This window comes from Roseateles sp. P5_E4, from assembly GCF_054049255.1.
The window spans coordinates 175,226-190,781 of sequence record NZ_JBFUMS010000004.1 but is presented as its reverse complement, the minus strand read 5'-3'; the positions used below and the strand labels follow the sequence as shown (position 1 = coordinate 190,781).

General features: G+C 62.2%; 16 protein-coding genes. 10 read left to right on the top strand and 6 right to left on the bottom strand.

The window, feature by feature from the left end; all coding sequences use genetic code 11:
* Window positions 1–81: 81 nt before the first annotated feature.
* From ACXJLH_RS10000 to ACXJLH_RS09990, 3 genes are all read right to left on the bottom strand, one after another.
* On the bottom strand, window positions 82–1,191 hold the full coding sequence (locus ACXJLH_RS10000) for a sigma-54 interaction domain-containing protein (RefSeq protein ID WP_457443820.1): 1,110 nt from the start codon (window positions 1,189–1,191) through the stop codon (window positions 82–84).
* A gap of 89 nt (window positions 1,192–1,280) precedes the next feature.
* Complete coding sequence (locus ACXJLH_RS09995; RefSeq protein WP_457443818.1) at window positions 1,281–3,365, bottom strand: TonB-dependent siderophore receptor; 2,085 nt, start codon at window positions 3,363–3,365, stop codon at window positions 1,281–1,283.
* Complete coding sequence (locus ACXJLH_RS09990; protein ID WP_457443816.1) at window positions 3,362–4,558, bottom strand: PepSY-associated TM helix domain-containing protein; 1,197 nt, start codon at window positions 4,556–4,558, stop codon at window positions 3,362–3,364. The genes ACXJLH_RS09995 and ACXJLH_RS09990 overlap by 4 nt, the downstream gene beginning before the upstream one ends.
* Before the next feature lie 120 nt (window positions 4,559–4,678).
* Between ACXJLH_RS09990 and ACXJLH_RS09985 the strand changes: the two genes are divergently transcribed.
* On the top strand, window positions 4,679–5,236 hold the full coding sequence (locus tag ACXJLH_RS09985) for a DUF1439 domain-containing protein (protein ID WP_457443814.1): 558 nt from the start codon (window positions 4,679–4,681) through the stop codon (window positions 5,234–5,236).
* A gap of 93 nt (window positions 5,237–5,329) precedes the next feature.
* Here the strand turns inward: ACXJLH_RS09985 and ACXJLH_RS09980 are convergent, their stop codons facing one another.
* The gene (locus ACXJLH_RS09980) at window positions 5,330–6,085 is read right to left on the bottom strand and encodes an eCIS core domain-containing protein (RefSeq protein WP_457443812.1); all 756 of its coding nucleotides are present in this window, start codon (window positions 6,083–6,085) and stop codon (window positions 5,330–5,332) included.
* Window positions 6,086–6,868: 783 nt separating this feature from the next.
* Between ACXJLH_RS09980 and ACXJLH_RS09975 the strand changes: the two genes are divergently transcribed.
* A complete protein-coding gene (locus ACXJLH_RS09975) occupies window positions 6,869–8,110 on the top strand; it encodes an ATP-dependent Clp protease proteolytic subunit (RefSeq protein ID WP_457443810.1) in 1,242 nt (413 codons plus the stop codon).
* Window positions 8,111–8,158: 48 nt separating this feature from the next.
* On the opposite strand, the gene ACXJLH_RS09970 is transcribed toward ACXJLH_RS09975, so the two are convergent.
* Window positions 8,159–8,881, bottom strand: coding sequence for a hypothetical protein (locus tag ACXJLH_RS09970; protein WP_457443808.1), 723 nt, complete (start codon window positions 8,879–8,881; stop codon window positions 8,159–8,161).
* Window positions 8,882–9,549: 668 nt separating this feature from the next.
* Between ACXJLH_RS09970 and ACXJLH_RS09965 the strand changes: the two genes are divergently transcribed.
* Window positions 9,550–10,938 carry a tyrosine-type recombinase/integrase gene (locus ACXJLH_RS09965; protein WP_457443806.1) on the top strand — a complete coding sequence of 463 codons (1,389 nt, stop codon included), beginning with the start codon at window positions 9,550–9,552 and terminating at the stop codon, window positions 10,936–10,938.
* A gap of 45 nt (window positions 10,939–10,983) precedes the next feature.
* On the opposite strand, the gene ACXJLH_RS09960 is transcribed toward ACXJLH_RS09965, so the two are convergent.
* On the bottom strand, window positions 10,984–11,985 hold the full coding sequence (locus ACXJLH_RS09960; RefSeq protein WP_457443804.1) for a DUF6236 family protein: 1,002 nt from the start codon (window positions 11,983–11,985) through the stop codon (window positions 10,984–10,986).
* A gap of 177 nt (window positions 11,986–12,162) precedes the next feature.
* Between ACXJLH_RS09960 and ACXJLH_RS09955 the strand changes: the two genes are divergently transcribed.
* From ACXJLH_RS09955 to ACXJLH_RS09925, 7 genes are all read left to right on the top strand, one after another.
* Entirely contained in the window at window positions 12,163–12,375 is a 213-nt protein-coding gene (locus ACXJLH_RS09955) for a hypothetical protein (RefSeq protein WP_457443802.1), read from the top strand.
* A gap of 92 nt (window positions 12,376–12,467) precedes the next feature.
* On the top strand, window positions 12,468–12,833 hold the full coding sequence (locus ACXJLH_RS09950; protein ID WP_457443801.1) for a hypothetical protein: 366 nt from the start codon (window positions 12,468–12,470) through the stop codon (window positions 12,831–12,833).
* Between the two features lie 86 nt (window positions 12,834–12,919).
* Window positions 12,920–13,807: a hypothetical protein gene (locus ACXJLH_RS09945; protein ID WP_457443799.1), complete on the top strand. Its 888-nt coding sequence runs from the start codon at window positions 12,920–12,922 to the stop codon at window positions 13,805–13,807.
* Between the two features lie 26 nt (window positions 13,808–13,833).
* The gene (locus tag ACXJLH_RS09940; RefSeq protein WP_457443797.1) at window positions 13,834–14,343 is read left to right on the top strand and encodes an HNH endonuclease; all 510 of its coding nucleotides are present in this window, start codon (window positions 13,834–13,836) and stop codon (window positions 14,341–14,343) included.
* Window positions 14,344–14,352: 9 nt separating this feature from the next.
* Window positions 14,353–14,616: a S24 family peptidase gene (locus ACXJLH_RS09935; RefSeq protein WP_457443795.1), complete on the top strand. Its 264-nt coding sequence runs from the start codon at window positions 14,353–14,355 to the stop codon at window positions 14,614–14,616.
* Between the two features lie 49 nt (window positions 14,617–14,665).
* Window positions 14,666–15,223 (top strand): hypothetical protein, encoded by a 558-nt coding sequence (locus tag ACXJLH_RS09930; protein ID WP_457443793.1) that lies wholly within the window; start codon window positions 14,666–14,668, stop codon window positions 15,221–15,223.
* A gap of 80 nt (window positions 15,224–15,303) precedes the next feature.
* Window positions 15,304–15,555 (top strand): helix-turn-helix transcriptional regulator, encoded by a 252-nt coding sequence (locus ACXJLH_RS09925; RefSeq protein WP_457443791.1) that lies wholly within the window; start codon window positions 15,304–15,306, stop codon window positions 15,553–15,555.
* The last annotated feature ends 1 nt before the right edge of the window (window position 15,556 follow it).

Here is a 15,556-nt window from a genome sequence, read left to right as displayed (position 1 = left end):
GGCGTGTGTGGAGTAAAGCAGAGGGACCGGGGCAGTGTGCGCAGCGCCCTGCGAGGCGCGAACTAAGCTTTTCGCGTTAGCTCATGCAGCGGCGTGAAGGCGCGCGGGCATGGCCTCATGAGCGAGCTGCGGCGCGGCGTTACGCGCGGGCGCCAGCAGGCCCAGGCGCTTCAGGTGCGTGCGCAGCACATTGCGCGTGATGCCCAGCAGCGCCGCGGTATGCACCTGGTTGTGGTGGCAGTGGCGGTAGGCGGCGCGGACCAATGCGGACTCGACGCGCGCGTGCAGCGCCTGGGGCGCCTCGTCGAAGAGCCGATCGAAAACGCGCTCCAGCACCTCCTCGGCCACCGCTTCCGCCGGCGGCGCAACGACCGCCGGCCCGGGCCGCGCAACCGCATGCAATTGCAGGTCCTCGCGGGCGATGCTGCGGTCGCGGCAGATGATCAGCGCGTAGTGGATGACGTTTTCCAGCTCGCGGATATTGCCGGGCCAGGCGTAGCCGAGCAGTGCGTCGCGCGCGTCCGCGCTGAGGCGCACCTGCGTGAGCCCGAGGCGGCGGCTGTAGACCTCGATGAAGTGCTCGGCCAGCGCCAGGATGTCGCCCGGCCGCTGGGCCAGCGGTGCGAGTTGCAGCGTGGCGACGCTGAGGCGGTAGTAGAGGTCGGCGCGAAAGTGGCCGGCCGCCACGGCCTGCTCCAGCCGCACATTGGTGGCGGCCACGAGGCGCACGCGCACGTCGATGGGCTTGCGCGAGCCGATGCGCACGACCTGGCGCTCCTGCAGCACGCGCAGCAGCTTGACCTGCACGGACGGCGGCAGGTCGCCCACCTCGTCGAGGAACAGCGTGCCATCGGCGGCGGCCTCGAACCAGCCGGCGCGCGCGCTGGTGGCGCCCGTGTAGGCACCGGCCTCATGGCCAAAGAGCTCGGCTTCGACCAGCTGCTCGGTGAAGGCGCCGCAGTTCACGGCCAGGAAGGGGCCGCGGCGGCCGCTGCTGTTGTGGATGTGGCGGGCGATCAGCTCCTTGCCGGTGCCGGTCTCGCCAATGATCAGCACGGTGGCGTCGCTCGCCGCCACGCGCTCGGCCTGGGCCAGCAGCGCACGCGAGGCCGGGTCGTCGAACACCAACGCCTTGGCGCGGATCGACAGCACCTGGTGCTGGGAGTCGGGGAAGGTGAGCAGGCGTGTCATTGCCCGGCACTCTAGGCACCGCACGCCAAAGAGGGAACGCCGCTTTGCGCAGATGGATATGCGCTCAGCGCGGCCCCCCCCCTACATCGTCAGTACTTCCAGCTCAAGGTGGCGCTGACGCTGCGCGGTGCGGCGTAGTAGGCCTGGTCCCATTTCAGGCTGCCGAGGTAGGTGGTGTCGGCCACGTTGTTGACGGCGACGCCGGCGCTCCACTGCTTGTTGAACTCCCAGCCGGCGTTCAGGTCGACGACGGCATAGGCCTTCTGCCTGACGACCTGGGCGGGGTCGCTGATCTCGCTCTGCCAGCGCACGGCGGCGCCGAGCTTGAGCTCGGGCAGCAGTTGGTAGGTGGAACTCAGGCGCAGCACGCGGCGCGGGATGTAGCGGTTGACGTCGTCGCCGCTGCTGCCCTTCAGGCGCAGCTGGGTCCAGCCACCGGCAATGCCCCAGTCGGGCGTCAGCTTGCCGGACAGCTCCAGCTCATAGCCGGTGCTGGTGGCGGTGATGCCCTCGTAATAGGCGCTGAAGTCGGGGCGGGTGCCAGCCTGCACCGGCACGTTCTGCTGGCGGGTGCGAAAGACGGCGGCGCTGGCGTTGAGCTGGCCATCGAGCCATTCGGACTTGATGCCGGCCTCGAGGTTGCTGCCCTCCAGCGGGCCCAGCGGCTTGCGGTTGATGTCGGCTTCAAGCTGCGGGTTGAAGACCTCGGCATAGCTCGCGTAGGCGCTGATGCTGGCGCCCAGGTCCAGCACGGCGCCGAGATAGGGTTTGACGGCGCTGTGGCTGTAGGCTTGCTCGACGCCGTAGCTAATGCCGCTGTTGCGCACGGGGGTGGCATTGAAGCCAGTGACCAGTTTGAGCGAGTCGCTGACGCTGAACTGGGCGGCGGCGTAGGCGCTCTCGCGGCGGCGCGACACGTCGGAGCCGTCGGTCGACGCGCCGAAGCCCGGTTTGGGGAAGGCGCCGTTCCAGCCCTGCAGGCCGGGCACGGCCGCGCCGATGTTGCCGGCATAGAGCGAGAGCTCGCTGAGCGTCTGGCGGCCGCCGTTGAGGCCAAGCATCAGCTGGTGCTCACGGCCGAACAGGCTGAACGGGCCGGAGACGTAGACGTCGGCGACGCTGTCCACGTATTTGCCGTCGAAGGCCGATGGGTAGGCGTACAGGCCGCTGTCCGGCACGCCGCCGGGGTTGGGCGTGCCGTAGACGTAGAAGAGCTCGCTGGGCGTGCTGCGGCTGCGCCGCGAGACGGTGGCGCGCGTCTGCCAGCCGCCGCCGAGGTCGTGGCTCAGTTCGGCAAAGGCTTCGGTGTCGCGGTTGGTCCACCAGGCCCAGTCGGCGGCCGAGCTGGTGTTGCGCGAGTAGTCGATGCGTTTGCCGGTGCTGTCCACCATCGGCAGCGCGCCCCACATGGGGCTGTCGGCCTTGCTGCGCTGGGCGTTGAGGCCGACGGTCAGCAGCGTGTTGCGGCCGATGTCCAGCTCCAGCACGCCATAGCCGAGGCTGCGGTGCTGGCTGTAGCGGTCAAGCCAGCTGTCCTTGTCTTCGTCGGCGAGCACGAAGCGGCCGCGCAGGGAGCCGTCGGCATTCAGGCTGCCGCTCACATCGGCTTCGACGCGATGCTGGTTCCACGAACCCAGCGTCAGCGCGGCGCTGGCGGCGAAGGCCTTGCTGTCGGCGCGCTTGCGGATGAAGTTGACGGTGGCCGACGGGTTGCCCGTGCCGGCGAGCAGGCCGGTGGCGCCGCGCAACACCTCCACGCGCTCGAAGGCGGCGGTGTCCAGCGCGCCCCATTGCGCGCCGTTGGCAAAGGGCAGGCCGAGGCCGTCGACCTGGAAGTTCTGAATGTCGAAGCCGCGCGCGCTGAAATAGGTGCGGTCGGTTTCGACGCGTTCGACCAGCACGCCCGGGGTCAGGTCCAGCAGCTTGTTGACGTCGGTGAGGCCGAAATCGCGGATCTGCTGCTGGCCGATGACGGTGACGGACTGCGGCGTCTCGCGCAGTGTCATCTCCAGCCGGGTGGCGCCGCTGCTGCTCTTCTCGTCGTCCGCGGCCTTGGCCTGCACGCGCACGGTGGGCAGGGTCGCGCCGGCGGCCTCCACCGGGGTCTGCTGGGCCAGGGCGGCGCCGGTGGCCAGGGCCAGCGGGGAGAGGATCAGGACGGTCTTTGATTTCATGCTTCTGAAGGACGCAGGGCGGGAGCGGAAGGCGCTTGGGGTGCGTGGCGGCGGGCGCGTGCCTTGCGCAGCCAGATCAGCACGCCGGTGACGGAAAGCACGGCGATGGCCAGCCCCAATGCGGAAACGAGGATGCGGCCGGGCAGGCCCAGGATTCGGCCGGAGTGGATCGGGAACTGGGCCTGCAGATAGAGGTCGCCCGCCGTGCCCTCGCCGGGGATCAGCGCGCCGGCCGGGCTGGCGTCGCGGCCGTCGATGTAGATCCAGGGGTTGCCGAGGCCGCCGTCGCCGTGGTCATTGCCGGGCTGGAAGAAGCCGACGCCGTAGACGCCGTATTCCGCGGCGTAGAAGATGCCGCCCGCCGGCGCCTTCAGCCCGCGTTCGCGCGCTTGGCCCTGGGCGGCCGCCAGGGCCTGGGCGCGGGTCAGCGTCGGCGCGATGGGCTTGGCGCTCGGCTGGCGGGTCTCGAAGGCACTGGGCGTGATGCGCGACACCGCCGACACCAGCGGCACGACGACCTGCTGGCGCAGATTCATCGCCACCGAAGTCAGCGCCACAACCAGCACCAGCAGCCACAGCCACACGCCGCCGCTGCGATGCAGGTCGAAAGTCAGCGCATGGCCGCCCTTGGCCCAGCGGAAGGCGAAGGACTTGCGCCACTGGCGCCGGCTAGGAAATGACAAGTAGATCGCGACAAAGCAGTCCAACACCCAGACCAGGCCGATCAGCCCCATCAGCCAGATGCCCCAGGCGATGCCGCCGGACTCCGGCAGGTGCAGGCTGTAGTGCAGCGCGTACAGGAAGGGCAGCAGGTTCTCGCGCGACAGCGACAAGGCGCCCCACTGCCGCCGGGCCTGCACGGCGCCGGTGGCGGGGTCGACGGCGAGCTGGTTGAAGCCCAGCGGTTTTTCAGGATCAAGTGGGTCGACCATGGCCAGCAGCGAGTGGCCGGCCTCCGCCTGCAACGGGAGGTAGCGCACCCGCAGTCGCGGGTCGGCCGCCTCCAGCGCATCGGCAAGCTCCAGCGCCGGGCGGGCTGGCCCCGCGGTATTGGCTTCGAAGAACTGCGGATTCAGCGCGGCGTCCAGCTCATGGTCAAAGGCGATGACCGCCCCGGTCAGCCCGGCAATGAACAGAAAAACCGCCGCCGCCAGGCCGAACCAGCGGTGCAGGAGAACCAGTAACGCACGCATAAGCGGCCATGCTAGCACTCAAATGCGAATCATTTGCATTCGCGTTTGAGCGAACACCGACTTACGCTCCCTCTGGGCGGACGAGGGCAAACTCGGCGGCGCCTCGAAGCCTTTGACGTCATGAACCGCCGCCTTCTTGCCCTCACCGTCACCCTGCTCGCAGTCCTGCCGCTGGCCACCTGTGCCGTCTTGAGCCGCATCTCCGACGGCCATCTCGACATCGAACAGGCCGAGCTGCAGGCCCGCATCGCGCCACGCTTCCCGACGCATCACTGCAAGCTCCTCATCGCCTGCCTGGACCTGTCCAACCCCGTCGTCGTGCTGACCGAGGGCGAGGACCGCATCGGCCTCACCGCCGACGCCAAGGTCGTGCTGGGCACCCGCGAGCGCACCGGCCGCGTCGGCTTCTCCGGCCGGCCGCGCTATGTGCCGGCCGAGGGCCAGCTCTTCCTGGATGACGTGCGGATCACGACGCTGGAGTTCGCCGGCTTGCCCGAGGAGTACGCCGCGATCGTGAAGTTGCAAGGACCGGGGATGATCAACGCACAGCTGCAGGCTCGTCCGGTCTACACCATCGATGCGAGCACGGCGAAGGGCGCGCTGGCGAAGATGGCCGTGCGGGATGTGAAGGTGGTGAATGGGAAGCTGAGGGTCAGCTTCGTGCAGTCGGGGCAATAACACCTAAGTTCATCGGGCTTGGCAGAACCACCTACTGGCCCACCGCTTCGCACATACAAACATTGCCACCTTGGTGGCCGGACCCAGCATCGCCTACCGTGCAACGCCCCAAATTGGTCCGTTGAACGTCGGGCAATAGCACTGTGAGCCGACAGGTATAGCGACCCCCATTCCACAAACGCCCAAATTCGTCGCGCACACGCGCGCCACGGCGGATTGCGCCATTGCAGTCGGTGTCGACTGAGGAGCGCTCCTTTGTGCCATCTGGCTACTCCAGCTTTGATAGGAGTTTTCCGCCGCATAGGCTTCGCCCTCAACACCATTCCAGCTCCGCAGGTATCGAATCGCGAAGTCACGAACGCCCCAGTCTCGGAACTGCTGTACGTGCTTGAGTTCGTGGGCCCAAAGTGCTGCGTTGTTGTATGCGTCCCCCGCGTTCTGAAAGACGATCACATCGACAAGTGTGACGGCCGCCGCGCCTCCGTACTGAATCGACAAATTGGCTAGGTTGAAGACGCCTCCGTCCCCAATCTTGAATCGAGCACGATTCAGAATGTCGTTGTCGTAGAAGCCTTGCAGCTGTTGGCGGATATGCGCCGGGACCGGCGCTGCACCGTTGCTGGCATTGCTCCTTGATTGATTGAGCCATTGCTCAAAAGCAGGTGCCCCAGCTTGTGCTTGGGCCTCAAGTCGAATGCGATCGACCTCGCGCCCCGCGTTGTCAAGTTCGCGCCCAACATTGCGAACGATGCGCTCAGGGTGGGTGATGTCGCCAATCGGGTCCCAGGCAGCAGATGGGCCAGAGAAGAAGGCGATCAGACAAAGAGCCGCGAAGGAAGCGCGCTTCATGGAAGTCTCCCGTATGCAACCAATGCGGGGCTGCGGGCAGGTTGCAATGCCCATGCGGCGTCATCATTGCGCGAGTGCCCACACGGGTCTTCATCACTTCTGTTGGTGGCGGCGCATCTAGAAAGGTCGCCCGGCGACCGAAAGAGCCAGGGCGTCGATGCCCTGGCGCAGCACATGGCGCATCCGCCAGTTCCAGCAGATCGGCGGCCCGCCTGTGAGCGTGTGACGCGAACTGCGGCGCATCAAGAGTCTTCCAGGCAATGCGCCGGCACACCTGCACTGCGCGGCCAACAAGCAGATTCAGCACGACGGCGACGAAACGGCGACCAACTGCCGCGCGCAAGGCGGCACCGACTGCGGTCGCGGCGCGGCTATCAAGCTCACGATGCGTGAGACGGGAACGCTAGGCCGCTACACCGACGCGGCGCAGCCGCGCCCCGTCGGCGTTGAAACCAGGGGACTTCATGACTTCGATTCAGACGGACTTGCGCAGCAGGCGCGGCGCTGGCAGATCGAGTCAGAGCGCCGCATCTGGACGATTGAGCGGGCGCCCGTCCGCCGCGTGGACTGGCTGAGGATGCTGGGTCGGCGAAGCGGGCGCAGCCTCGAACTCGTGTCAATAACTGTACGTCCTGTGCGTTCCAGAGGTCGGGAAAGCACATCGCAAACCGGGGATGCATGCCCCTTCAACACATCGAAGGCCACCAGCGACAACCCAAGTGACTTAGTGGGTTGTTTGCGTCAGAATATGCAAACGAAGGCAAATCCTTCCAGGGAAAATTTATGTCAGAAGTCTCATTTACCGTAAATTGGTCGCGCTGCGTCTATATCAACAAGAGAATTGACGATGACCTTTTAAATGAACTGCTGCCGCATATTTTCCAATTGCGCAAAGAAAGCAATGAGCCGATCACCGTGGCCATAAACAGCCATGGTGGTTCGGTTGCAGCGATGGAAGCCATCTTGCGGTTAATTACAGGGCCAGACCAAGACGGAAATGTATGTGACGCCATTACGGTAGCGACCAATCGAGTCTCTAGCGCAGCAGCGATGCTACTGTGTTTAGGCAATTATGCTGTTGGCTTGGAAGAATCAAAGCTGCTTTACCATGACGTGAGATACGGCCTTCTCGATGACGTAACCCCAACCACAGCGCTTGCCGCCGCCCAGGAACTACAGCGCAGCAACGACATTGCCTCAACGAAAATTGCTCACAGCATGTTTCATAGATGGATGTGGGCGTATATCGATCTCAAATTCAAAATAGAAGAAGCCGTCAAAAGAAATCCATCGGAGGCAAATGCCTTTCGGGAAATCGTCGACGCCTGCAGACTTCCCCAATCAGATGATTTCAAATTTGACTTGGCCGGTCTAGCCACCACCATATTTTCTTATTTGCACCCGAAGAACGAATGCCTCATTGTGAATGCAATGAATAAGTTGCACATGTGGGGGGCCATCATGCACAGGACAAAGATGGATCGATTCGGTGATTTGGCGTCTGGCACACTCGGGCGGCTTGACGGGCTTTCAAAAATATTTGGCGAAATATCTTCAACACCGCCAGAACACCCGTTCGGGTCCAAGGCCAATGAAGACGACCTGGACCTCTTAGTCCTGCTCGTGATCGGGCACCTGCAGCCCACCGAGAATATTGGAAGAAACAACTTTCAAGCTGCAATGAAGGACTTTGCCGTTCTAAAGACCATCGAAGACCCCTCTCACCAGTTTGCAGCCTTTCGGCTAATGCTGCGACATAAGCACACCTTTTTTGCCCCAGATATTGTTAACTCTTGGGAAAATATGGGCGATGAAAAAAGGCAAGAATTGATGTCGGCAGCAGCCCCTATTGTTAAAGCAGTTTGGCTGTTGTGCGTCTTAGTCGCGCGGGAACTTTTTAATGGTGAACATACTCTTTCGTGCAAAGAGGCTTTAGTGCTTGGAATAATTGACGAAGCCCCGGGGATTGAATTATTCGAAACTCGCCGCCAATTCAGCAAAAAGATGTCAACCCAAGCATCATGAAGAAACAAAAAAGCCCGCAAACGCGGGCTTTTTTTCGTTTGCATTAGGCTACTGCCAGCCGAATACATCAGCCAGAACCGACTGCAACTCTGCAGTTTCTTCTTCTGTCCAACGATTGTACATTTGATCGCAGGGAGCCTGCACGCTCACCTCGCCAGAAGCGATCTTGGCTTTGATATCGTTAACGTGGCTTTCGTTCGCTGCGAACTCCGCCAATTTAACTGGAGGGGTTCCCTTGTTCAAGTCCATAACATATCCCCTGGTAAGCAACACTTCATTTACTTCCGCGATAGTCACAACAGCATTTGAGAGGTTGTGATTTTTCAAAACACAATCGAAGTACTTGACTTCTCCGCCCGTGCAGCGATCTGCACCTTTCGCGCTGTCCACAGCACGACGAGCGTCCTTGTTTGTACTCCAACACAAATAGGCCGGAAGAGCACCCGAGCCCGCAAAATACCCGCCATCTCGGACGATCTCTTGCTTCAACGCAAAGCGGACCGTGTTTGTCGCCGTATCGACGATACACACTGCCACACCATCAACAGCAGGCATTGCGGCAGCGCTGGTAGGCGCGGAACGAATCCAATCCTTCCAACGTTGGATGCCCATACCTTCGCCGGCAAAAACGAACGCCCACTGAGTCAAGACTTCGATCTTGTCGAAGCCGGTGTCATCAACGAAAAACAGCAGGTTGTTGGCTGACAGGACCGACCAGCGTGAGTCGCTCGCCAACATTCGGCCATGTTCGCAAAACACATTCGTTGTCATTAGCGTCTTCTGTTGTTGTATCTGACCCGTGCCTAGCACATGGCACCATCCCTATCACACGTATCAAGTCGTATCAAGCGCGCGAATGTACAGCAGCCCCCTCTAGCCGCTCAACCTCAATCCGACGGAAGGTCAAGCTCGGCGCGCCTACGGTTGCCCGCCAGCTAGCCGATTAGGTCGCCTGCTCCGCCAGACGTCTGCGTTCGAGCTTGCAAGCAAGTTTCACTCCTAGGCAAAAATTTCTTACGGATCAAGGACTTATGAATGCGTTGCGCTCACAAGCCCGATCATTCGTAAAGAACTTCGACAGGCAGCACGATCTCCCGATCACGCTCAGTCCGTGCGCTCACACGCTAGCCCAATGTTGTATCCGCCGCACGCTTGGCTACACAGTGGCTAGACAAACTCTTCCGAAGGGAAGAACCTTTTAAAACAAGTGACATAAGTCCTTGATTTTATTGGTAGGCCGTATTGGACTTGAACCAATGACCAAAGGATTATGAGGCCGGTCTTGAATTCTTTCAGGAAGTGTCATGCCGTGTCGCATGGCGCGCCAAGGGTTCAAAACTTCCGTTGATTGACAACGACTTATGCTCCACGTAGTGTCACGCCGTGCCGCCGAATCGCGGCGCACAACGGCAACGTAACGGCAACGGAGGTTTGGGACAGTGGCAAACGGAACCCGGCTAACCCCAAAGGGCATCGAACGGAAGAAGGCAGGCGACGCGGACGTTTGGCTCAGTGATGACGAAGGGACTCGCGGCGGTGGTCGCCTGGTGCTTCGGATCAGCCCGGGTGGATCCAAGTTGTTCTATTTCCGGTACTCGATCGACGGCAGTCGGAAGCAGCTTCCGATGCTTCCCTATTCCAAAGAGTCAGCTCCAGGCCGTGTGACCCTTGAAGAGGCCCGCGATCAGGCGCGTCGGTACGCGGCAATCCACCGCAATCCGGAGACTCGTGACGTTGGCGCCTACCTGCATGGCCTGAAACAAGAGGCCGAGGCCGCTCGCCTGGAGGAGGAGCGCAGAGTTCAGGCACACCAAGAGGCGGCCAAGGCAAGTTCGAAGTACACGCTGCGCGCGCTGTGCGAAACCTACGTCAAGCATCTGCAGACGCAGGGGAAGCAGTCCGCCAACGACGTTGAGTCGCAGTTCAGGTGCCATGTGTACCCGAGTGTCCACGCTGATCAACCGGCCAACCAGTTCACCGCCAAGCAGGCAGCGATGCTGCTCCGTCTGGTGGTGGAGGCTGGGAAGGGCCGCACAGCCGGCAAGGTCCGTACCTCGCTTCGTGCAGCCTATCAGCTGGCGACAGCCGCCGAGATGGATGCCACGGCGCCCGTGGCGCTCATCGCGTTCGGGATCGAATCCAACCCGATTGCATCAACAGCAGCCCTGACCAAGTTCAATCGTGCTCGCGAACGCGCGCTTGGCCAGGCAGAGCTGACGCACGTACTTCGGCGATTGTTCGAAAGCGATGAGCCGGAACTCGCCGTAAGGGCTCTGCGCGTCGGGCTTCTACTTGGTGGACAGCGGGCCCTGCAGCTTCTGCGCGTGCAGAAGGCTGATGTGGATCTGGAGAAGAACGTAATCCGACTGCTTGACGGCAAGGGGCGTCGCCCAGTGGCCCGAGAGCATCTTCTGCCACTCAACAAATGGGTGCTGACCGAAGTGAAGGCGCTGCTTGACCGGGCGAGCGTGTTCGAAACGCCGTGGTTGTTTGCAAGCCGCGAAGGGAAGTTGGACTCCGGCGCCATGTCTAACTGGGTCACGGAACTGTCCAAAGAGATGGTGGCGGAGAGGCTTAGCCTTACGCCTTTCCAGTTCAGCGACCTGCGTCGGACGGCCGAGACGCTTATGGTTCCGCTCAAGGTAGAAGAGTCGGTGCGAGCTCAGGTGATGTCACACGGCCTGAGCGGCGTGCAGAAGCGCCACTACGACAAATGGAAGTACGTCGATGAGAAGCGCAAGGCCCTCCGCACATGGGAGACCTTCCTTAAGTCACTGCTGACTGGGGAGACTGGGGGCAACGTTAAACAGCTGCGGCCAGCCGCATAGGCCCAGACTCGGAGTCAGCAGAAGAGTTGTCTACGTCACCTGTGGCTAGCCGACGATCCCGCTACGCCTGGCGCGATAGAGATAGGCATACGGCGACTGCATCAACTTGTGTTGTCGGCTTGACACCAGCGACACAACAGCCGACGACACGGCAACTGCTGCTGCTGCCCCTAAGCCGACTACTGCCTGTTCAACCGTCAACTTCGAGGGGTCAAAACTCGTAGACATTCCGCTGGAAGCGCCAACGCCGATCGCGGCGCCCACGAGGGCAGTAGACGGCTTGATCGCAACCAACTCACGCACAAGACCAAGGGCTGAATCGACTCGGTTGGCGCCCAGGGCTCGTTGAAGATCGGCGCATGCAGAACTGATTTCAGTCGCCATTTCTGCCAATGTCATCTTTAGCCCCTGGGGATCCTTCATGGCGTCAGCGACTTTCTCCCGAGTTTTCGCCATCGCGGTCCGAAGCCGCAGACGTTCGTCGGCGTATTTCTCTCTAAACGCAAGCAGCGCTGGGATGCCCATCGTCGGTGCGGGCTCCGGCAGGAGCGCTTGGTAGGCAATGTATGCGGACTGCGCAGCGCTTGCAGACTCTGGAATCTCTGTTCCATAAAGGTGCTCGAACGCCGTTCCACTATCCGTGGAGGGCACTAGTGCGTCTGAGGAAAGACTCGCTACTGCTTCCGCAAGGAAGTCCGCCAACTTCACCTCTTGGCCGGTCTTCATATCCTCGGCAATGAAGTTTGGATCCAAGAAGGTTGATATCGCGAAATCCTCGGCCCCTTGCACCGCTGCGAACTGAAAGGCGGGATCAAGTCGGCTCAACCAGTTCGCAACCGGGCTCATGCCTACCGAGTCGGTGCCCGACACGTAGACGCCTTGATCCCGAAGAATCTCAAGGTGGCCGGGCAACCTGCAAGCATCGATGTCCTCTTCAAGCACGGCAGGCACAGTAGTACCGATGAAGTCGTAGTACAGCAGCGCATGCCGTAGCCACGCGCCATCTTCCGGGTGGTAGGGGTAATACAGAGCACCGAGCTTCGACATGAGCACCTCCCTACCTGCGTGATGATGAGGGCGCGACTCTTCAGGGCAGTCTGCGTCACGCTCTGGCTTGCCGCACCAAGTTGCTAGCTTGCTAGCCTTCTGGCCGGTCAGCCATCCGCATAGTTGAGGATAAAAGGCCGACGCGGCATGCCACACGTTGGCACCTCTTGAACTTTCTTGAAAAACGAATACATTATCAAAATGCCAGCACCCAAACCCAAGCATGGGGGCGCAGGACGCGGACAGGGGCGCAAGCCGCTTGCACCGGACGAGGACACAGTCCCCGTGGCGATCAGGATGACCGATACGCAGAAGGAAAAGCTCAAGCGTCTTGGCGGCCCGAAGTGGATCCGGGCACAGATCGACAAGGCAACCGAGCCGAAGGAATAACCCGGCGTCTCAGCGGTCCTGAGACAAAGCGGGCCTGCAAGGTGGTGGAACACCGAGCAAGCCCTAAACCCCAACCGATCTGGAGGATCGAAATGGAATCTGACGCAACTGTACGCGGCCAACTGGTGCCGCACGGCAGTGCTCTCGCGAGCCGTTCATTCATCGCAGCCGACGCCGGGAAGGCGTCGCCGCAGGCGAACTTCTTCCAACCGAACGCCGAGGCGATGAGCGCCGACGACTACCGTGCGAAGTGTGTTCTCGCGGCGCATGTGGGCTTAGGGCTCTTTGCCTCGGCAGCTACCGGTGTGGACGCCAGCGGGCCGGCGCCGTTTTGCTACGAGCCGAGGACGCGAGACGAAATTTCGGCTCTTTGCTCGCGCTTGATGGAGCTGGTGCGCGTGGCGCCAGTCCATCCGCGCGCTAGTGCGCCGCGCACAGCCCTCCCGTCATACAACTGACGGATAGATTAAGCGCCCGCCCGCATTCCGCAGCTGCTGGACTGCAGCAAGCACCGCCCCAGCCACGATCAGTAGGAGATTGAAACATGGCAAACGACATTGTCCCGGTCGACACCCCCGAAGCGCCGAGCGCGAGCGCGCCCGAAGCGGCGGAGGTTCCCAAATACACGCCGCACGATCATGAGAAGGCCAGTGGCCTCAAGGCTGTTCGGACCGTGGAACTTGGAGATGGCCCGCATGGCAAAACCGTAATGCTGGAATTCGAGGGTGGATTTCTGCGGAACGTGGACGTGGATTGCAAAAACATCTGGCACGAGTTGTTCTGCACGTTGCAACGCCGCGAATTTCAGCGACTCCAAGATCATGTCGCACCTCGCCGCGTGCTTGCTGACGGCACCAGAGCAATCCAAGACGGCCCCATGTGGTTCTGGACAACGCGGACGACTGCAAGGGGCCGGCATCTCGAAGGCAATTACTTCGACTTGCCCGAAGAGGCCTGGGCCAAGGGGTCGCTGACAGGTGCGATGGCCGCCCGAGAGTTGATCCTCTTCTTGCGCGAATACGAGCCGGCCCGTCCCGAGAAGGGCGGTCACTGGAAGCTCGGGGGGCATGTCCAGCAGTGCCTGGCACAGGCGTTTGCGCTGACGGGTATGCCTCGCAACTCCGGCAAGCGATCCGCTGCACATGCTGCGAATCGGTTTTGCGAGATCGTGGCTAGCTACTTCGCTGCTGGTGCAGCGACGGCGAATCCGGCCTACCTGGATGGTTGCGTAGAGAGGGATGAGTATTGGATGAAGGCGGAGGAGGACCAGGCTGAGAGGGCACGTCAGGAGACAGTCGATCGCATGCGCGAGCTTCGCGAGATCAAAGCAGCAAAGCGTCGGCAGAGCCATACAGAGGGCCTGCCGACGCAAGCCAACACGACGCGTGCTAACGCCGCTACGGGGCATGACAGTAGCCGGACGCTGCAATGACCTCTTGCCAACTCCGCCTCCCGATCATGGGAGGACTGTTTGGCACTGGCCGCTTCGAGCTGGTCACCAAGCCGGTGATCTACAAAGGCCTGCACGGCGTCAGGTTCATGGTCATCGAGCCATCAGCGGGTCGGGTGCTGAGCATCGCCAACACGAAGGCTGAAGCGCTGTCGCAGGCGCGTAGGCAACTCGCCGACGAGGGCGTTTCCGTCGAGCCGCAGTGGCGTCAGGACACGTTGTGGGCGTCGTCGGAGCTGCTCACGCGAGAGGCCGCCAATGAGCCACGTCCAGTGTCGAGGCGACGCCGGGAGGTCTTCGCCAAGTCGCACGGCATCTGCGCCTACTGCAAGCGCCCCTTGAAGCTTGCGGGGGCCTGGCACGTCGAGCACCAATTGCCGGAAGCACTCGGCGGAACCGGCGACCTCGTCAACCTCGTAGCTTCTTGTGCCCCCTGCAACTTGGCGAAGCGTGATCGCACAGCAATCGAGTACGCAATCAAGATGCTGTCGGGCGGCGTCGTGGTCGGCGAGGGATAAGCCGTGGACTTGAACTCGCTGTACTGCGTCGAGTTTCCCGATGACGCCCTCGCGCCTCACTACCCTCGCGGCACCAGAGCATTCTTCAAGCCGGCGTCGCACGCCGATGACTTCTCAGTAGTCGTCGTCCGCCATGATGATCAGCATCTGGTTCGCTACCTCCGGCGAGGTCGCAACGGCCAGGAAGCGGCGGCACTCGATCGTTCGTTTGCGCCACTCCAGGACTATCAAGTCGAGGCGGTGATGTGCCTGGTGCAACAAAGCAGGATCTAACGCACGCGCTGGCTCGTGGCCTGACGAGTGAGCACTACAGTTGCAGCCGATGACACCCGATGAGTTCGAAGCCGAGACGATCCGCCGCGCGCTTGACGGTGACGCCGACTCCGCTCGGGTTGCGCTCGACCTGTGCCGCTCCGCGCTCGACGCGGGGACCATGTCCAAGGGCCTGGCCGGGTATCTTTCCGACCGTCTGTGGGCGATCGATCAAGCGCTGACCGATGCCGAGAAGCTTCGCGAGATCAAGACCTCGTCGGGCGCAATTCAGTCATCGCGCGATGCTGCGGTTGTCGAGGCGCTGGGCCTGAACCGGCAGAAAACCGGCCGGCCGAAAGACCCGTTCCCAGCTTGGAAACGGCCTTACGCTGCTTTCGGCACGCTGCTGCTGAAGGCCGGACTCGGCCCCGAGCGCGTCAAGGCCGCCATGGACGAAGTCCGCCAGCAACTTGAGGGGCCGGGTCACGGGTGGGATCGCCGAGACGCAGGGCAACTGCTCAAGGACTACATGCCAATGCGCGAGCTCGACGACGACATGCTTCTGCATCTGGCGGGTCCTTTGGGGGAAAAACTCCCGACGTTTCTGCCCCAGCAATTGAAGCCCTAGAAATCGACAGTGCACCCACGCCATGCCAACGCATGGCAGCGGAAGCGGGGCCGATCCCCCGCGTCTAAGCAAGGTGCAACATGTCGAACTCCGAAGTCAGGTCTCAGCCGAGCATCCCCTTCGCCCTCGCCCAATTTGATTCCCTGCCGGACTCGGCGAACGTCCGTCTGCCGGTCGTCGCCGCCCTGAGTGGGGTCAGCGTGTCCACGTTGTGGCGCTGGGTGCGCGCGGGTCGCTTCCCCGCTCCGCGCAAGGCCGGCCCGAACGTTACTGTCTGGCGTGTCGGCGATCTCCGGCAGCATCGCGCCGCCGAACAAGTCGAGGCGGCTTGAT

Bases quoted from the DNA above. Each gene is read 5' to 3' on its own strand.
- ACXJLH_RS09950 (WP_457443801.1), top strand. From the start codon at position 12,468: ATGGAATCTGACGCAACTGTACGCGGCCAACTGGTGCCGCACGGCAGT.
- ACXJLH_RS09945 (WP_457443799.1), top strand. From the start codon at position 12,920: ATGGCAAACGACATTGTCCCGGTCGACACCCCCGAAGCGCCGAGCGCG.
- ACXJLH_RS09990 (WP_457443816.1), bottom strand. From the start codon at position 4,558: ATGCGTGCGTTACTGGTTCTCCTGCACCGCTGGTTCGGCCTGGCGGCG.
- ACXJLH_RS09980 (WP_457443812.1), bottom strand. From the start codon at position 6,085: ATGAAGCGCGCTTCCTTCGCGGCTCTTTGTCTGATCGCCTTCTTCTCT.
- ACXJLH_RS09930 (WP_457443793.1), top strand. From the start codon at position 14,666: ATGACACCCGATGAGTTCGAAGCCGAGACGATCCGCCGCGCGCTTGAC.
- ACXJLH_RS09975 (WP_457443810.1), top strand. From the start codon at position 6,869: ATGTCAGAAGTCTCATTTACCGTAAATTGGTCGCGCTGCGTCTATATC.
- ACXJLH_RS09995 (WP_457443818.1), bottom strand. From the start codon at position 3,365: ATGAAATCAAAGACCGTCCTGATCCTCTCCCCGCTGGCCCTGGCCACC.
- ACXJLH_RS09985 (WP_457443814.1), top strand. From the start codon at position 4,679: ATGAACCGCCGCCTTCTTGCCCTCACCGTCACCCTGCTCGCAGTCCTG.
- ACXJLH_RS09970 (WP_457443808.1), bottom strand. From the start codon at position 8,881: ATGACAACGAATGTGTTTTGCGAACATGGCCGAATGTTGGCGAGCGAC.
- ACXJLH_RS09925 (WP_457443791.1), top strand. From the start codon at position 15,304: ATGTCGAACTCCGAAGTCAGGTCTCAGCCGAGCATCCCCTTCGCCCTC.
- ACXJLH_RS10000 (WP_457443820.1), bottom strand. From the start codon at position 1,191: ATGACACGCCTGCTCACCTTCCCCGACTCCCAGCACCAGGTGCTGTCG.
- ACXJLH_RS09960 (WP_457443804.1), bottom strand. From the start codon at position 11,985: ATGTCGAAGCTCGGTGCTCTGTATTACCCCTACCACCCGGAAGATGGC.
- ACXJLH_RS09940 (WP_457443797.1), top strand. From the start codon at position 13,834: ATGGGAGGACTGTTTGGCACTGGCCGCTTCGAGCTGGTCACCAAGCCG.